A 16,034-nucleotide genomic window follows, 5' to 3' on the forward strand; every position below is an offset into this window, starting at 1 on the left:
CAACAGTAACTCGTAGGTTCATTATGCAAAAGGCACGCCGTCACACTTTCGTGCTCCGACCGCTTGTAGGCGCATGGTTTCAGGGTCTTTTTCACTCCTCTGTTCGAGGTTCTTTTCACCTTTCCTTCACAGTACTGGTTCGCTATCGGTCTCTCGGGAGTATTTAGCCTTACGGGATGGTCCCCGCAGATTCGCCCCGGATTTCTCGTGTCCTGGGTTACTCAGGTGTCCATTCGACTTCCTTCGCATTTCGCTTACGGGACTGTCACCCTCTATGGCTACGATTTCCATCGTATTCTGCTATGCTCGGTCTTGTCTTTGTCATGGATCCTTCTACCCCGACGGTGCCGTAACATCGTCGGTTTGGGCTCTTCCGCGTTCGCTCGCCACTACTTGCGGAATCATTGTTATTTTCTCTTCCTGCGGGTACTTAGATGTTTCAGTTCCCCGCGTTTGCCTACCGCCATGCGGTATAGTCATTGCTGACTGGGTTGCCCCATTCGGAGATTTACGGGTCACGGGCTATTTGCGCCTCTCCGTAACTTTTCGCAGCTTATCACGTCCTTCTTCGCCTCCGAGAGCCTAGGCATCCCCCATGCGCCCTTTCTTACTTTCTTGCGGCTTCTCTTCACTAATGAAGAGCTGTCGTTTTGGGTTGATATGGTTTGCTTCGTGCTCTTGTTCTCTTTTTTTCCAACATGTCAAGGATCTTCTGTGGAGAATAACGGATTCGAACCGTTGACCCCCTGCTTGCAAAGCAGGTGCTCTAGCCAGCTGAGCTAATCCCCCCGCTACCACTTTACTCTCTTCTTTCTGTTCAGCTTCCTTTTCGGTTGCTTTCGCTTGAGAGTCGGTGTAGTCCCAGGCAGATTTGAACTGCCGACCTCTACATTATCAGTGTAGCGCTCTAACCAACTGAGCTATAGGACTGTCTCAAATCGTGCCCTGGCGGGTGTCTCTGTTTCCTTTTATATATGAATGAAAAGAAGCAGTGCGTTCAAGAGTCGAGAACCTTTCTCTTCGGCCTCTTTTTGGTGTCTCTTCTCCAGAAAGGAGGTGTTCCAGCCGCACCTTCCGGTACGGCTACCTTGTTACGACTTAGCCCCAGTTACCGGTATTACCTTCGTACGCTCCTTGCGGTTGCATGCTTCAGGTACTCCCGGCTTCCATGGCTTGACGGGCGGTGTGTACAAGGCCCGGGAACGTATTCACCGCGCCATGGCTGATGCGCGATTACTAGCGAATCCAGCTTCATGGAGTCGAGTTGCAGACTCCAATCCGAACTGAGACAGGTTTTTGGGATTCGCTCACCATTGCTGGTTGGCTGCCTTCTGTACCTGCCATTGTAACACGTGTGTCGCCCCGGACGTAAGGGCCGTGCTGATTTGACGTCATCCCCACCTTCCTCGCGGCTTGCGCCGGCAGTCTCGACAGAGTCCTCGGCCTGACCCGTTAGTAACTGTCAATAGGGGTTGCGCTCGTTATGGCACTTAAGCCGACACCTCACGGCACGAGCTGACGACAACCATGCAGCACCTCGCAGGCGGCCGTTGCCGACTATGGGCTTTCACCCATATTCCCCCTGCGTTTGAGCCCGGGTAAGGTTCCTCGCGTATCATCGAATTAAACCACATGTTCCTCCGCTTGTGCGGGCCCCCGTCAATTCCTTTGAGTTTCACCGTTGCCGGCGTACTCCCCAGGTGGAATACTTAACGCTTTCGCTGTACCACTTACATTATATCGCAAACAGTTAGTATTCATCGTTTACTGCGTGGACTACCAGGGTATCTAATCCTGTTCGATACCCACGCTTTCGTGCTTCAGCGTCCGTTGCACCCTAGTAGGCTGCCTTCGCAATCGGGGTTCTGCGTGATATCTATGCATTTCACCGCTACACCACGCATTCCGCCTACCTCTTGTGCACGCTAGCTCGACAGTTTCAACGGCAGCTCCCGGGTTAAGCCCGGGCATTTCACCGCTGACTTGTCATGCCGCCTACGCACCCTTTAAACCCAATAAATCCGGATAACGCTCGCATCCTCCGTATTACCGCGGCTGCTGGCACGGAGTTAGCCGATGCTTTTTCTTCGGATACTTGCAAATCTCCACTCGTGAAGACCTTTACTCTCCGACAAAAGAAGTTTACAACCCTTAGGGCCGTCTTCCTTCACGCGACTTGGCTGGTTCAGTCTGCCGACCATTGACCAATATTCCTCACTGCTGCCTCCCGTAGGAGTTTGGACCGTGTCTCAGTTCCAATGTGGGGGACCTTCCTCTCAGAACCCCTATCCATCGTCGCTTTGGTGGGCCGTTACCCCGCCAACTGGCTAATGGACCGCATGCTCATCTGTAACCAAGATTGCTCTCTTTAGACGAATCCCCATGCGAGATCTCGTCGTTATGGGGTATTAGGCCGGATTTCTCCGGGTTATCCCCCTGTTACAGGCAGATTGCATACGTGTTACTCACCCGTGCGCCGGTCGCCGCCAGAAGTATTGCTACCTCCGCGCTGCCCCTCGACTTGCATGTGTTAGGCCTGTCGCTAGCGTTCATCCTGAGCCAGGATCAAACTCTTCGTTGTATATCTTGTTTTTCTTATTTTATACCTTCGAAGGACTCCCGGCCGAATTGACTTCGTTCTCTCTTTTCTCTTGTACTACACTTGCTTCTTTTCAGTCTTGTCAATGAACTTTATTTCGTCTTTCCGAGTCAGGTCTTTTCGGCCCTTTCTCGCGGCGAAAGTGATGCAAAGATACACCCTTTTTCTTTTCCCTTCCAAATTTTTCAGCAACTTTTTTTCAAAATTTTTTCAAGGATGCCATCAATCACCTATTGATCTGCACCTTACAAAAATTTTTTTTTTTGAAGGTTTTTGCCAGCTCCCGGCAAACAGCCGGACATATCCCTACCCTTTTTCCTCTACTTATAGAGTATAGAGTGCAAGAGTCAGTCGACTTTTTTCTGTTTACCGCTAAACTCCTGGATGTCGAGGCGGATGATTTCGGTCCGATGAAACGATTTCTCGGCATACTTCAACCCAACTTCCTTATCGTCGGGCGAATACTTATCCAAGAAAAGCCGGAGGGCATGTCGACGCTCATCGGCCGAGAGTCCGATTTGTGCCCGACACTTGACAACTATACTCTCGTAGCCGGTCGTAAACTTGTCGGACACGACATGCGTGCGGCCTACGACACAAAACGAAGCCTCGCGATGCAGCTTGATGCAGTTGAGTTTTTTCCCTTCGGGAGCACAGTGCAAATAGATGTGGTCGTGCCCATCCCACACATAATTGATGGGGATGCCATAGGGGTTACCCTGGAGATCGACCAGAGAAAGGAGCCCATACTCGCCTTTCTGCAAGAGCTCACAGGCACGAGGTTCGTCGAGCAAGCGATCTTGCCGACGGACCATGGTGTTGTCGTAAATCATCTGTTTGCCGTATTATTACCAAAGGGTCATTTGCGAAGGGTCGACCTGATGCGACTTCTTTTGCTCCATCGCAGCCTGCTCTTCGGCTTCGCGTCTCTTCTTCTCTTCTTCCTTGCGCTTGGCAATCATCTCGGGGGTATCGGGCCGAGTAGGTATCAGCCAATTATCGCCAAAGCTGTCGAGCCCCGGAAAATCGTCGTCGACAGAGTCGACCTCGACCTTCTCGGGCGCTTTGGGCTTGCGCCGGGATTTCCTGGCAGGTTTCGGCTTCTCGACCGGCTGTGCAGGCTCCTCCTCGGGCTCGGGTTCCGACTCTTGCCGGGGAGCTTCGGGCTGTTCCGGTTGCACAGGTGTATCGGATTGCGGAGCCGTCTCCAGCAACGATTCGGGTACAGACTCGGCCGGCTGCTCGGAAACCGGTTCTACTGCGGGGACAGGTTCAACCTCGGGCTCATCGCTTTGCGGAGTATCGAAACTGATTACCGTAGGCTCTGGTTTCTCCACAACAGGCGGTACATCGACTGTCGGCACTGGCTTTTCCTCGAGGAGCTTTGCCGCCTGAAGGGCCTCCATCTGCGACAACAGCTCCTGACGCTGGTTGCGCAAGGCTGCTACCAGAGCATTGGCACTCTCCAAATCGGCTTTCAAGGTATCGAGTTCGCTCTGTCGAGTTGCAGCCTCCTGGGCCCGACTCTCCAGCCGCTCGTTGCGCTGCGCCATCTCGCCCAGCCGGGTTTGCAACCGGGCATTTGCCTCGCCCAACTCCTGTACGGTTTTGGAGAGTTGCGCTATACGGTCGTCTTTCGAGGCTTTGACCTGCTCAAACTGCTTGAGCTTGGCCTCGACTTCGTCGACCACCTTCAGGCCATTGCGCGCTTCGGTTAAATCGGCTTCGAGGACCTCTATCTGTTTGGTCTGTTGAGCTATCATCTCGTCTTGCCGGGCCAACTCTTTGCGAACCGTCTCGAGTTGAGCCTTCGCCTCCTGTTCCTTTTCTCGGGCTTCGGCCAGGTCGGCTTCGAGCGTCTCTATCTGTTTGACCAACTGAGCCATCTTCTCTTCCTGACGGGCCAATTCTTCGCGAGCCTTCTCGAGCTGAACCGTCGCCTCCTGCTCCTTTTCTCGGGCTTCGGCCAAATCGACCTGAGCCTGCTGCAAATCGTTGCGGAGCTGCTCGGCTTCGGCCGAATTGCCGGTCTGTTTCTTCAGCTCTTCTCTCAACTGGGCCACCTCGGCATAGGCAGCGTCGACCTCTTCCTGATGGACGGTCGAGACCTTCAGCTTATTGACCAGACTCTTGTTCTCGAGATCGAACTGCTCGCGCTCGGCTTCGAGTGTGGCGATACGGGCCTCCAGCTCGTGCACCTTGTCGGTCACGGCGCGTTTCTGCCGCTCGGCACTCAACTGAGCGCTCTGCATGGCATTGCGCTGCTCCTCGAGCTCCTTCACCTTGACCCGAGCCTCCTCGACCTCCTTCATCAACGCCTTGTGCTTGTTCTCCCACTTGCGGACAACCCACTCGCGAGAACGGGCATTGACATCGGCCACGAACTTTTTGAACGGCTCGTCGAGCTGCTCGAAGAGGTATTTTTTCTCGGCATCCTTATCGAGAGCGGCCACGACATACTCGGGCAACGAGCGGTTGAGCATCTCGACCATCACCTCGAGCATGGTATCGGGCAACTGTATTTCGCCCGACTCTTCGGACCGGGGCACCTCGGTATTATGCGACGGCTCTGCCGGAGCGGCCGACTCGGCGTGCTCACCTTGCGACTCCCGCTCACGAACACAAGCATTCGTAATGTTTTCGGCCGTATAGGGCTGCGACTCCATTTCATCGTCTTCGCCAGAGAAGCCCAAGGCTCTCCCCATTTTCTTAAATATCGACATAACTTATTCTTCTTTTTTATTTTCATTCAGGTCCAGACCCGGTTTCGTGACCAGCCCCTTGCCCTTTCGTCCGTTAATCTCTATCAATACAGGTTTCTCAAACTCCACTATTCTCAAAGATGCCGATTCGTACACCGCCGGCAGACTGTCGAGATAGGCCTCGTCGTAATAGCCATCGCCGGCAAACGAGTTGACTGTGAAATAGCCCACCCCAAACGAGGTGAGATTCTGGAAGAAGTGAGTGCCTTGACTCGGTTCTATCCGATAGTTATCGAGCGCCGACTCGACAATGAGCCGTGCCGACGAGATGTGGGGCCACTTGACCGGAATACCCAGCGACGAGTCGCTCGAGCCCCACCGGCCAGGACCTATCAAGATGTAATACTCTTCCCGCTCGGTAAAGGTACGATTTATTTTCTCGATTTCTCTTGCTATATTGACATTATTTGAAGCCTTGAAGTTTTGCGACTTCACATACACGATATGACGCACGTTGTCCATGATGCCGTGCCCCAGAGCGGTATTGCTCTTCAAAATGGTCTTTTCGTCGGGTACATCCATCACGTTATCGTTGAGCATCTCCTTCATGTCGACAATAGGCCGTATCTGCAACCAATAGACCGTACCCGGATTCCCGCTCGTACCGAGCAGTCCGGCAAACTCGATTTCGACCGGGCGTCCCATCTCGCGACTGCCCACCGTGAGCATCGTATCGAGAATGGTTGCCAGAGGAAAAGCATTGTGCTTGAGTATATTGGCGAAGGTAACCACCTTGCGGCCACCCTCGTAATAGCCGTCGCGAATAATCTGGTCCATCGGGTCGTAAGTCGAAACCATCAGCCGCAGCGAGTTATCCTTCTCAGCATCGCGCACCGAGAGTTTGAGCAGATTGAAGCCGTCGTCAATCGAGAAATTCTTTTCGCTCCGCTTCATGTCCAGCGCATAAAAGCGAGTCTGTGTATCGCGCAGCGCCAGGTCGAGGGTGCTGGTTTGCAATATCTTGTTAGGGTGCCGGGGCGAGAAGCGCAGACTGCGGCCGCCGTCGACAATGTATTTGCCCAGACCGACAGCCAAATCGACCACGCCATCCTCGGCCTTCTCGTCGTTGATGGGATAGTAGTTGATCGAGCGCCCTACCCCGGCAAACGACGGGTAATAGCGGTCGCCATACTGGTTGCCCACCACCTCTTGCAAAATGATGGCCATCTTCTCCTGGTCGATGACGTTGGAGGTGGCCGTCATATAGGCCTTGCTGTCGGCATAGAATACCGAGGCGTAGACGGCTTTCACGGCGTCGAGCACCAGCCGCAGCATCTCCTCCTTGTCGTCGAGAGCCGGAATCATGTAGGTCGAATAGATGCCGGCGAAGGGTTGATAGTGCGAATCTTCGAGCAGGCTCGACGAACGCACGGCAATAGGTTTGCCCACCACGTCGAAGAAGGCCAGCAGGTCGGGCTTCAACTCATCGGAGAGTTTGGCCTTGAGAAACTGCTCCAGAATCTCTTCGTCGGGTATATCGGAGAGCGCCACCTGATAGAGGTTGTTGCTCTCCATAAAAGTGTCGAATATATCGGTACAGAGCACCACGGTCTTGGGCACCGTCACATTCACCCCCTCGATGTCGTCGAAGATGGGGTTTCGCTTGATCATGGCGTCGATAAAGGCCAGACCACGCCCCTTACCACCCAACGATCCTTCGCCGATGCGGGCAAAGTTGGAGTACTTGTCGAAACGGTCGCGCTTGAAGATGGCCACGACCCCCCGGTTCTTCATCTTGCGGTACTGCACGATGGCGTCGAAGATGAGCTGCCTGATTTCGGAAATCTCGCTCAGGTCGGTAATGCGGCGCGGCTGCAACGCCTCGGCCATAGGGAATATGGCCCGCGAATAGAGCCAGCGCGATATGTGGTTGCGCGACGCGTGGTAGTAGAGCGACTCGTCGGGGATGATGTCGATATTGTCCTGCAGGTCCTTGAGATTCTTGATGGTGACAATCGGTTCGCCCGTGTGGGGGTTGATAAAGGTGAAGTCGCCAAAACCGAAATTTTTCAGAATCGTCTTCCGCAAATCGACCGGCAGTTTCTTGGAGTTCTTGTCGAGGAACGAGGCGTTCAGCCGAATGGCATCCTTGTGGTTCTCCCACTCCGACGACTCGATGATAAGCGGCAGATAGGGGTCGCACGAGCGTACATAGGAGCAGAACTTGATGCCGGCCTTCTTGTCTTTCACCCCGGCCCGGATAAACGACACGTCGGAGATGATGCCCAGCATATTGCCCGAGTATTTCTCGTAAATCTGCATGGCCTCCTCGTAGGTACGGGCCAGCATCACCTTGGGGCGCCCCCGCATGCGCAACATGCGCTCGTGCTCGTTCAGCGCCTCGGTCGAGAATATCTGCGACTGCTTCAGCACAAAGTTATAGAGGTGGGGCAATATGGAGGAGTAGAACCGGATGGAGTCCTCGACCAGCAGAATGAGCTGCACCCCCACCGAGGTGATGTCGACCTCGGCATTCATCTTGTCTTCGATGAGCTTGATGATAGCCACCAGCAGGTCTACGTTGCCCAACCAGCTGAACACGTAGTCAACACCGCTCAGGTCTTCCTTGGCAATGCGCCTCGACACCTCGTGCGAGAAGGGGGTGAGCACCACAATAGGTATATAAGGATAGAGGCGCTTCATGGCCTTGGCCTGGGTGAAGGTCTCGGAACAGTCGACCCCCGGCATGGTAATGATGAGGTCGTAGCGCTTCATGGCCAGCTCTTCGAAGGCCTCTTCGTTGGTCGTCACCTGCTTCACCCGCGGGGGAGAACTCAGGTTCAGCGACACATATTCGAAGTAAATCTGCTCTTCGACCCGCCCGTCTTCCTCCATGATAAAGGCGTCGTAACGGCTCGCAACAAGTAAGACATTGAAGACCCTTTTTTGCATTAAGTTAGCAAAAGAGGTATCTTTCAAGTATAATTGATTTATATTTGGCCGATTCATTGTTCTATTGTCGATTTTGGCTTACAAAATGCCATTCCACTTTTTTACGATTTAATTGTTCAAAAGTAGTAAAAAAAATTTTTTTATCCATAGAATTATGTACATTTGCAATAAGAGAAACGAGTATCTCTCCCAAGGAGGTACCCAACCAAGAATTTAACTTAACAATATCGCGACTATGAACATCGAGCACATCATGACATCATTGGAGGCAAAGCACCCCGGTGAGTCGGAGTATTTACAAGCGGTACACGAGGTGTTACTCTCTATCGAAGAGGTATACAACCAACACCCCGAGTTCGAAAAAGCCAAACTGATCGAGCGGCTTGTCGAACCCGACCGAATCGTTACCTTCAAAGTACCCTGGGTAGACGATAACGGCGACATACAGGTAAACCTGGGCTACCGCGTACAATTCAACAATGCCATCGGCCCGTACAAAGGCGGCATTCGATTCCACGCATCGGTAAACCTCTCTATATTGAAATTCCTCGGATTCGAGCAAACTTTCAAAAATGCACTTACCACGCTGCCCATGGGCGGTGCCAAAGGTGGTTCGGACTTCAGTCCGCGCGGCAAATCCGACGCTGAGGTCATGCGCTTCTGCCAGGCCTTCATGCTGGAGTTGTGGCGCCATCTGGGCCCCGACACCGACGTACCGGCCGGCGATATAGGCGTAGGCGGCCGCGAGGTGGGCTACATGTTCGGCATGTACAAGAAACTCACCCACGAGCACACCGGTACATTCACGGGCAAGGGCCTCGAATTCGGCGGTTCGCTCATCCGTCCCGAGGCTACCGGTTACGGAGGTCTCTACTTCGTAAAACAGATGTTGGCTACCAAGGGTATCGACATCGCCGGCAAACGCATCGCCATCAGCGGCTTCGGCAACGTGGCCTGGGGTGCTGCTTCGAAAGCTACCCAACTGGGCGCCAAGGTGGTTACCATATCGGGCCCCGACGGTTATGTATATGACCCCGACGGAATCTCGGGCGAGAAGATCGACTACATGCTCGAGTTGCGTGCTTCGGGCGAAGACATCGTAGCTCCCTATGCCGAGAAATACGGCGTGCAATTCTTCCCCGGCAAACGTCCCTGGGAACAGAAGGTCGACATCGCTTTGCCTTGCGCTACCCAGAACGAACTTGACGAAGAGGATGCCAAGAAACTGATCGAGAACGGCGTCATCTGCGTGGGCGAAATTTCGAACATGGGTTGCCGTCCCGAGGCTATCGACCTCTTCATCAAACACCGTATCATGTACGGTCCGGGCAAGGCTGTCAACGCCGGCGGCGTAGCTACCTCGGGTCTGGAGATGACTCAAAACGCCATGCACATTTCGTGGACGGCCGAGGAGGTTGACCAACGCCTGCACACGATCATGAGCGACATCCACGCCCAATGCGTGAAATACGGTACCGAACCCGACGGCTACATCAACTACATGAAGGGCGCCAACATCGCCGGCTTTATGAAGGTGGCCAAAGCCATGATGGCTCAAGGTGTCATCTAATCAAGGAAACCGACAAACCTATCTATACAGAGAGAGCGACCCCACACGGGGGCCGCTCTCTTTTTATCTTCCTATTTTTGTTTCTGTACTTGTATTGCGCACAATGGTATCGCCACCTGCAGATAATCCGCACCGAACAGAAGCCTTGGAGACCACGCCCGTGAAACGGGGGTACCCCTCCTGCTCCATCGACCAGTGAAAGCCGACACATCGAAGCCGCAGTTCGCTCAGAGCACCTTCACCAAATCGAGACGGTCGTCGCGCAACCGAGCCGTAGCCCAACTGATGGAGGTGATGGTATAGAGACTGCACGGCCGCACATCGTCGGCCATGTGGCGCAAATAGACGGGATTCTGAATGATGGCTTCGCCCACGGTAAGCAACCGGTTAGCCTCCAACTGCTCGCGTATGGTGCGGCAAAACTCATCCTTCTCAGATTCAAAATCGAGCGAAACGACAAAAAGCACTCCTTCACAAAAAGTGGTCAACGACACCTCGCGCTGAAATGGCAATATGTTGTCTACCCTATTGTCTATGGTCAGGTAGAGAATATGCTTGTTCAACAGAGAGCGTCTGTAACATAACTGATGTGAGAAGAATCCTTTTTTCATAATTGCTAATCTGGAGCTATTTTTTCAAGTTTCCTAATTTTCTTATCGGTGCACGATTCCCCGACTTGTTTTCGACGGGTCGTTCGGGCAGCGACTTCTGCCCGCTTACCGCCGGAATGCGGTTGTTGTAGTGGCGCCGGATGAGCGACAGACTGTCGACATACATAGCCGACGGTACCGGCTGAACGGGTAACACGACATATCCGAAGAGGCGCTGCAACGAGGCCACGGAGTCGGACTGCAACGGCAGCGTGCACCACCCCTCCCGATCGACATCGACCTGATTGTAGACAATATCGTTGTTGCTGTGCCGTATGGCCATGTAGACCTGCGGCTTCACCGCCAAACGGGGCATGAAAAGCACCTTGAACCGCAACTCGAAGTAGTCGCGAATGCGGAAGTTCTCGTCGGGCACGATTTCGAAAGCGAGCAGATTGGAGGCCTGTCGCGTATCGAATACATGAGCCCGCTTCTGTTTCCACACATCCACACTGTCGCCGGGTTGCGACATGGTCTGCGAGTTCTCCTCGGCCAGCAGTTTCTTGGCCTCGTCGTTCTCGGTCTGGAGCCGTTCTATCACCTGCTCGTATATCGCCATGTAATCTTCGATATGATGCCCGTACCACACCAGGTTGGTATCGAACTGCTCCTGCGTGATGCCGTGCTTCAAGAAAACCGCCTCGCGCAACTTCTTCTTGTCGGCATTGCTGCTGTACAGGTTGTAGTTCGATTCGATTACGGCCTCGGCCTTGTGCACGTCGACCAGCACATCGACCATCTTCTTTTTTCCGATTACATAGTCGGGGTCGTGACTGCAGGCAGCCAGCACGAAAAGCGCCATGACGAGATATACCAGCTTTCTCATATCGTTACTGCGGTTTGGCCTCCTTCTTGTGGTCGGTAGAGAGATAGCGGTGATAAAACAGAATGAGACATACGACACCGACCGAGATGGCCGAGTCGGCTATGTTGAAGACCGGGCGGAAGAACTCGAAACGCTCCCCGCCGATCCAGGGCATCCAGTCGGGCCAGTAGAAACTGAAGAGCGGGAAATAGAGCATATCGACCACACGCCCGTAGAAGAGCCCGGCATACCCCTCGCCCGGGACAAACGAGGCCACCATCGGCGGTATGGGATTGTCGAACAACAGCCCGTAGAACAGACAGTCGAATATGTTGCCGGCCGCTCCGGCGATAATCAGGGCCAGACAGACAATAAAGCCCGTGGGCATCTGCGGCTTGTTCTTCACCCGCCACAAGACCCACACCAGCAACACGACAGCTACGATGCGGAACAGCGTAAGGAACAGTTTGCTACCCACCTCCATACCGAACGCCATACCGTTGTTCTCGATAAAGGCAATGTAGAACCAGTCGGTCACATGAATGGCCTGGCCTATATACATATGGGTTTTCACCCATATCTTCACGACCTGGTCGATAATGAGTACAAGCACAATCACCACGAGGGCAATCTGGCCTTTGGTCAATTTCTTCATCTTTTCTCTCTTTTTCAAAAAAACAGATTCGACCTTCGTGCTTTTCTACGGCGAGAAGAGCGACCGAAGGTCGAATTGTATCAGCATATCGCTTCGATAAGTTTCGTAAAACGGGCATACCGTCCCGCGGCTTCCCGCAGGGAGCCGACAGGCAAAAGCGCGGCCCACTTATTTTTTGCGTCCATCTACCTTCGCATCTATGCCCAGCGTGGCATGAGGAACAGCCCGGAGTCTCTCTTTGGGAATCAGCTTGCCGGTTTCGCGGCAGATACCATAGGTCTTGTTCTCGATGCGCACGAGTGCAGCCTGCAAATGTTGTATAAATTTCATCTGACGTTGAGCCAACTGTCCGGCCTCTTCCTTGGAAAGCGTACTTGCACCCTCCTCCAGCACCTTGAATGTGGGCGACGTGTCGGTCACATCGTTACCGTCAGTATTCATAATCGAGGCTTTCAGCAAATCATAATCCCGATAAGCCTTCTCGAGCTTCTCGTTGATAATCTGTCTAAACTCTTCCAACTCAGCATCGGAATAGCGTGTTTTTTCACTCATAATTATTATTGGTTAAAGTTACACATTCCATCGGTTCATCCCCCTCCGGGGGTGCCTTACGTCAGGTCAAATATAACAGAAATATTACTATGGCTCTCTATTATTTCACGGATTTAACAATTTTGATATTTACCTTGAAGGTGTCGAAATCCAACTCGCTGACACCCTCGCCCGAGAGCGTGTCGACAATCTCGAAGGTATTGGCCAGCACCTGGCGCGACATGTAGTCGCGATACTCCTTCACAGCCTGGTCGGTCTCTTCGTTCGATGCGATGTAGACGTCGATCTTGTCGGTAATATCGAAGCCCGAGGTCTTGCGGATGTTCTGGATGCGGTTCACCAGTTCGCGGGCCACACCCTCGCGACGCAACTCGTCGGTCACCGTAATGTCGAGTGCCACGGTGAGGTTCCCCTCGTTGGCTACCAGCCAGCCGGGAATATCTTCCGAAATCACCTCTACGTCGCCCTTCTCGATGGTGGCCTGCTGGCCGTCGATGTCGAAGGTAAACGAACCGTTCTTCTCGAACTCGGCAATATCGGGTTGCGACATGGCGGCGATGGCAGCAGCCAGCAGCTTCATGATTTTGCCGTAGCGCGGGCCCAGTTTCTTGAAGTCGGGTTTCACGCGTTTCACCAGTATGCCGGCGGCGTTGTCGACAAACTTCATCTCCTTCACGTTCACCTCGCTCAATACCAGGTCTTTCACGGCCTCGATGTGAGCCTGCTGGTCCTGATTGAGAACCGGCACCATGAGGGTCGTGAGCGGCTGGCGCACCTTGATGTTGACTTTACGACGCAAAGCCAGTACCATCGAGGTCATGCTCTGGGCAATCTGCATGCGCTCCTCGAGTGCCGAGTCGATATAGCGGTCGCAACTTACGGGGAAGTTGGCCAGATGTACCGAACGGTTGTCGCGGCCGGTGGCCGTAGTGAGGTCGGTGTAGAGGCGGTCGGCATAGAAGGGGGCAATAGGCGCCATCAGTTTGGCTACCGTCTCGAGGCAGGTATAGAGGGTCTGGTAAGCCGAGAGCTTGTCGTCGGTCATGGCACCGCCCCAGAAGCGTTTCCGGTTCAGGCGCACATACCAGTTGCTGAGGTTGTCGTTTACAAAGTCGGAGATGGCACGTCCGGCACGGGTGGGCTCGTAGGCCGAGAGCTGCTCGTCTACCTCCTTGATGAGCGAGTTGAGCAGCGAGATAATCCAGCGGTCAATCTCGGGACGCTTCTCTACGGGAATCTCGGGCTCGGCAAAGGTGAAGCCGTCGACATTGGCATAGAGGGCAAAGAACGAATAGGTGTTGTACAGGGTGCCGAAGAATTTGCGGCGCACCTCTTCGATGCCGTCGAAGTCGAACTTGAGGTTATCCCACGGCGACGAGTTGGTAATCATGTACCAGCGCAGCGGGTCGGAACCATATTTTTCGATGGTGCTGAAGGGGTCGACGGCATTGCCCAACCGCTTCGACATCTTGTTGCCGTTCTTGTCGAGCACGAGACCGTTGGAGACTACGGCCTTGTAGGCCACGCTGTCGAATACCATCGCGGCGATGGCGTGCAGCGTGAAGAACCAGCCACGCGTCTGGTCCACACCCTCGGCAATGAAGTCGGCGGGATAAACCTCGCGTTTGTCAAAGGCCTCCTTGTTCTCAAACGGATAGTGTATCTGGGCATAGGGCATGGCACCCGAGTCGAACCACACGTCGATAAGGTCGCTCTCGCGCTTCATGGGTTTGCCCGAAGGCGAAACGAGCACGATGTCGTCGACGTAGGGACGGTGCAAATCTATCTTGTTGTAGTTTTCGGCCGTATATTCGCCCGGTACGAAACCCTGTTTCTTGTAGGGATTCTCGGTCATCACACCGGCGGCGATAGCCTTTTCGATTTCGTTGTAGAGCTCCTCGACCGAACCGATGCAAATCTCTTCGCTGCCGTCCTCGGTGCGCCAGATGGGCAACGGGGTACCCCAGTAGCGGCTGCGCGAGAGGTTCCAGTCCTGCAGATTCTCGAGCCATTTGCCGAACCGGCCCGAACCGGTCGACTGCGGTTTCCAGTTGATGGTGTTGTTGAGCTCAATCATGCGGTCGCGGCAAGCCGTGGTGCGGATGAACCAGCTGTCAAGGGGATAGTAGAGCACCGGTTTGTCGGTACGCCAGCAGTGGGGATAGCTGTGTACGTGCTTCTCGATTTTGAACACCTTGTTGGTCTGCTTCAACATCACACAGATGTCGATGTCGAGCGTAGCGTCGTCCTCGGTCAGTGCCGGGTCGTAGGCGTTCTTCACGAAACGGCCGGCATACTCGCGATAAGCCTCTACGTTGACATTCTCCTTCACAAACTCGGGATCGAGGTCTTCGAGCAGGTAGAACTTACCGGTCATGTCGACCATAGGCCGGCGGTTGCCGTCCTTGTCGAGCATCATCAACGGGGGCACGCCGCTGGCTTTAGCCACCCGGTCGTCGTCGGCACCGAACGTAGGTGCAATGTGCACGATACCGGTACCGTCTTCAGTAGTCACAAAGTCGCCCGTGATTACACGGAAAGCGCCCTTGCCGGGATTTACCCACGGCAACAGTTGCTCATACTCCATGCCGGCCAGGTCGCTGCCCTTGTATTCGGCTACGACTTTCCAGGGGATGAGTTTGTCGCCCGGCTTGTAGGCGTCGAGCTCCAGGTCGGCAGCCTTGGCGTTGAAGAGCGTGGGCACGAGTACCTTTGCCACAATCACGCTGATGGGCGCACCGGTATAGGGATTGTATGTCTGTACCAGATTATAGTCGATATTGGGACCTACGCACAGCGCCGTGTTGGAGGGCAAAGTCCAAGGCGTCGTGGTCCATGCCAGGAAATAGGGCTCACCGAAAGCCGCCATCTCGGGACGCGGATTGCGAATCTTGAATTGTGCGATACAGGTTGTATCCTTCACATCGCGGTAGCAACCGGGCTGGTTGAGCTCGTGCGAGCTGAGGCCGGTACCGGCAGCAGGCGAATAGGGCTGAATGGTGTATCCCTTGTAGAGGTAGTGTTTGTTGTAGAGTTGCTTGAGCAGCCACCACAGCGTCTCGATATAACGGTTGTCGTAGGTGATGTAGGGGTTCTTCATATCTACCCAGTAACCCATACGGTGCGTGAGGTCTTCCCACTCGCGGGTAAACTTCATCACATCTTTGCGGCAGGTAGCGTTGTAGTCGGCCACCGAAATGGTCTTACCGATGTCTTCCTTGGTAATGCCCAGCGCCTTTTCCACACCCAACTCTACGGGCAGACCGTGGGTATCCCAACCGGCCTTACGCATCACCTGAAATCCCTTCATGGTCTTGTAACGGCAGAAAATATCCTTGATGGAGCGAGCCATTACGTGGTGAATACCCGGCATACCGTTGGCCGAGGGGGGACCCTCGTAGAATACAAACGAAGGACAACCTTCGCGGGTTTCCAAACTCTGATGAAAAAGATCTTGCTTATCCCACTGATTCAGAACCTCCTTGTTGATTTCGGAGAGGTCGAAGTGAGAATATTCGGTGAATTTCTTGCCCATATATTTCTGAAATA

The 16,034-nt window shown here is 53.9% G+C and carries 9 protein-coding genes, 2 tRNA genes and 2 rRNA genes (1 of these 13 only partly in view); 1 reads left to right on the forward strand and 12 read right to left on the reverse strand.

What is annotated here, in order from left to right:
• The 7 genes from ABGT88_RS09775 to ABGT88_RS09805 form a co-directional block, all read right to left on the reverse strand.
• Nucleotides 1-617, reverse strand: a 23S ribosomal RNA gene (locus tag ABGT88_RS09775) (it extends 2,250 nt beyond the left edge of the window).
• Nucleotides 618-715: 98 nt separating this feature from the next.
• Nucleotides 716-789 (reverse strand) — tRNA-Ala (locus ABGT88_RS09780).
• 67 nt (nucleotides 790-856) lie between these two features.
• Nucleotides 857-930, reverse strand: a tRNA-Ile gene (locus ABGT88_RS09785).
• A gap of 119 nt (nucleotides 931-1,049) precedes the next feature.
• A 16S ribosomal RNA gene (locus ABGT88_RS09790) occupies nucleotides 1,050-2,581 on the reverse strand.
• The 16S and 23S rRNA genes sit together here with 2 tRNA genes alongside, the layout of an rRNA operon.
• A gap of 365 nt (nucleotides 2,582-2,946) precedes the next feature.
• Nucleotides 2,947-3,432: a pyridoxamine 5'-phosphate oxidase family protein gene (locus ABGT88_RS09795; RefSeq protein ID WP_346701820.1), complete on the reverse strand. Its 486-nt coding sequence runs from the start codon at nucleotides 3,430-3,432 to the stop codon at nucleotides 2,947-2,949.
• 15 nt (nucleotides 3,433-3,447) lie between these two features.
• Entirely contained in the window at nucleotides 3,448-5,322 is a 1,875-nt protein-coding gene (locus tag ABGT88_RS09800; RefSeq protein ID WP_346701822.1) for a hypothetical protein, read from the reverse strand.
• A 3-nt stretch (nucleotides 5,323-5,325) separates the two neighbouring features.
• Entirely contained in the window at nucleotides 5,326-8,310 is a 2,985-nt protein-coding gene (locus tag ABGT88_RS09805; RefSeq protein WP_346701824.1) for a PEP/pyruvate-binding domain-containing protein, read from the reverse strand.
• A 178-nt stretch (nucleotides 8,311-8,488) separates the two neighbouring features.
• Between ABGT88_RS09805 and gdhA the strand changes: the two genes are divergently transcribed.
• A complete protein-coding gene (gdhA, locus tag ABGT88_RS09810) occupies nucleotides 8,489-9,823 on the forward strand; it encodes an NADP-specific glutamate dehydrogenase (RefSeq protein WP_258327969.1) in 1,335 nt (444 codons plus the stop codon).
• Between the two features lie 227 nt (nucleotides 9,824-10,050).
• On the opposite strand, the gene ABGT88_RS09815 is transcribed toward gdhA, so the two are convergent.
• The 5 genes from ABGT88_RS09815 to ileS all read right to left on the reverse strand — a co-directional run bounded on the left by ABGT88_RS09815 (nucleotide 10,051) and on the right by ileS (nucleotide 16,020).
• Nucleotides 10,051-10,434 (reverse strand): hypothetical protein, encoded by a 384-nt coding sequence (locus tag ABGT88_RS09815; protein WP_346701826.1) that lies wholly within the window; start codon nucleotides 10,432-10,434, stop codon nucleotides 10,051-10,053.
• Nucleotides 10,435-10,450: 16 nt separating this feature from the next.
• The gene (locus ABGT88_RS09820; RefSeq protein ID WP_087409139.1) at nucleotides 10,451-11,299 is read right to left on the reverse strand and encodes a DUF4296 domain-containing protein; all 849 of its coding nucleotides are present in this window, start codon (nucleotides 11,297-11,299) and stop codon (nucleotides 10,451-10,453) included.
• 4 nt (nucleotides 11,300-11,303) lie between these two features.
• A complete protein-coding gene (locus ABGT88_RS09825; protein ID WP_289542780.1) occupies nucleotides 11,304-11,933 on the reverse strand; it encodes a lipoprotein signal peptidase in 630 nt (209 codons plus the stop codon).
• Between the two features lie 168 nt (nucleotides 11,934-12,101).
• Nucleotides 12,102-12,485: a TraR/DksA C4-type zinc finger protein gene (locus ABGT88_RS09830; protein ID WP_025277464.1), complete on the reverse strand. Its 384-nt coding sequence runs from the start codon at nucleotides 12,483-12,485 to the stop codon at nucleotides 12,102-12,104.
• A gap of 100 nt (nucleotides 12,486-12,585) precedes the next feature.
• Complete coding sequence (gene ileS / locus ABGT88_RS09835) at nucleotides 12,586-16,020, reverse strand: isoleucine--tRNA ligase (protein ID WP_346701829.1); 3,435 nt, start codon at nucleotides 16,018-16,020, stop codon at nucleotides 12,586-12,588.
• Between the last annotated feature and the right edge of the window lie 14 nt (nucleotides 16,021-16,034).

The organism is Barnesiella sp. An22 (assembly GCF_963931395.1).
GTDB classification, from domain to species: Bacteria; Bacteroidota; Bacteroidia; order Bacteroidales; family Barnesiellaceae; genus Barnesiella; species Barnesiella merdigallinarum.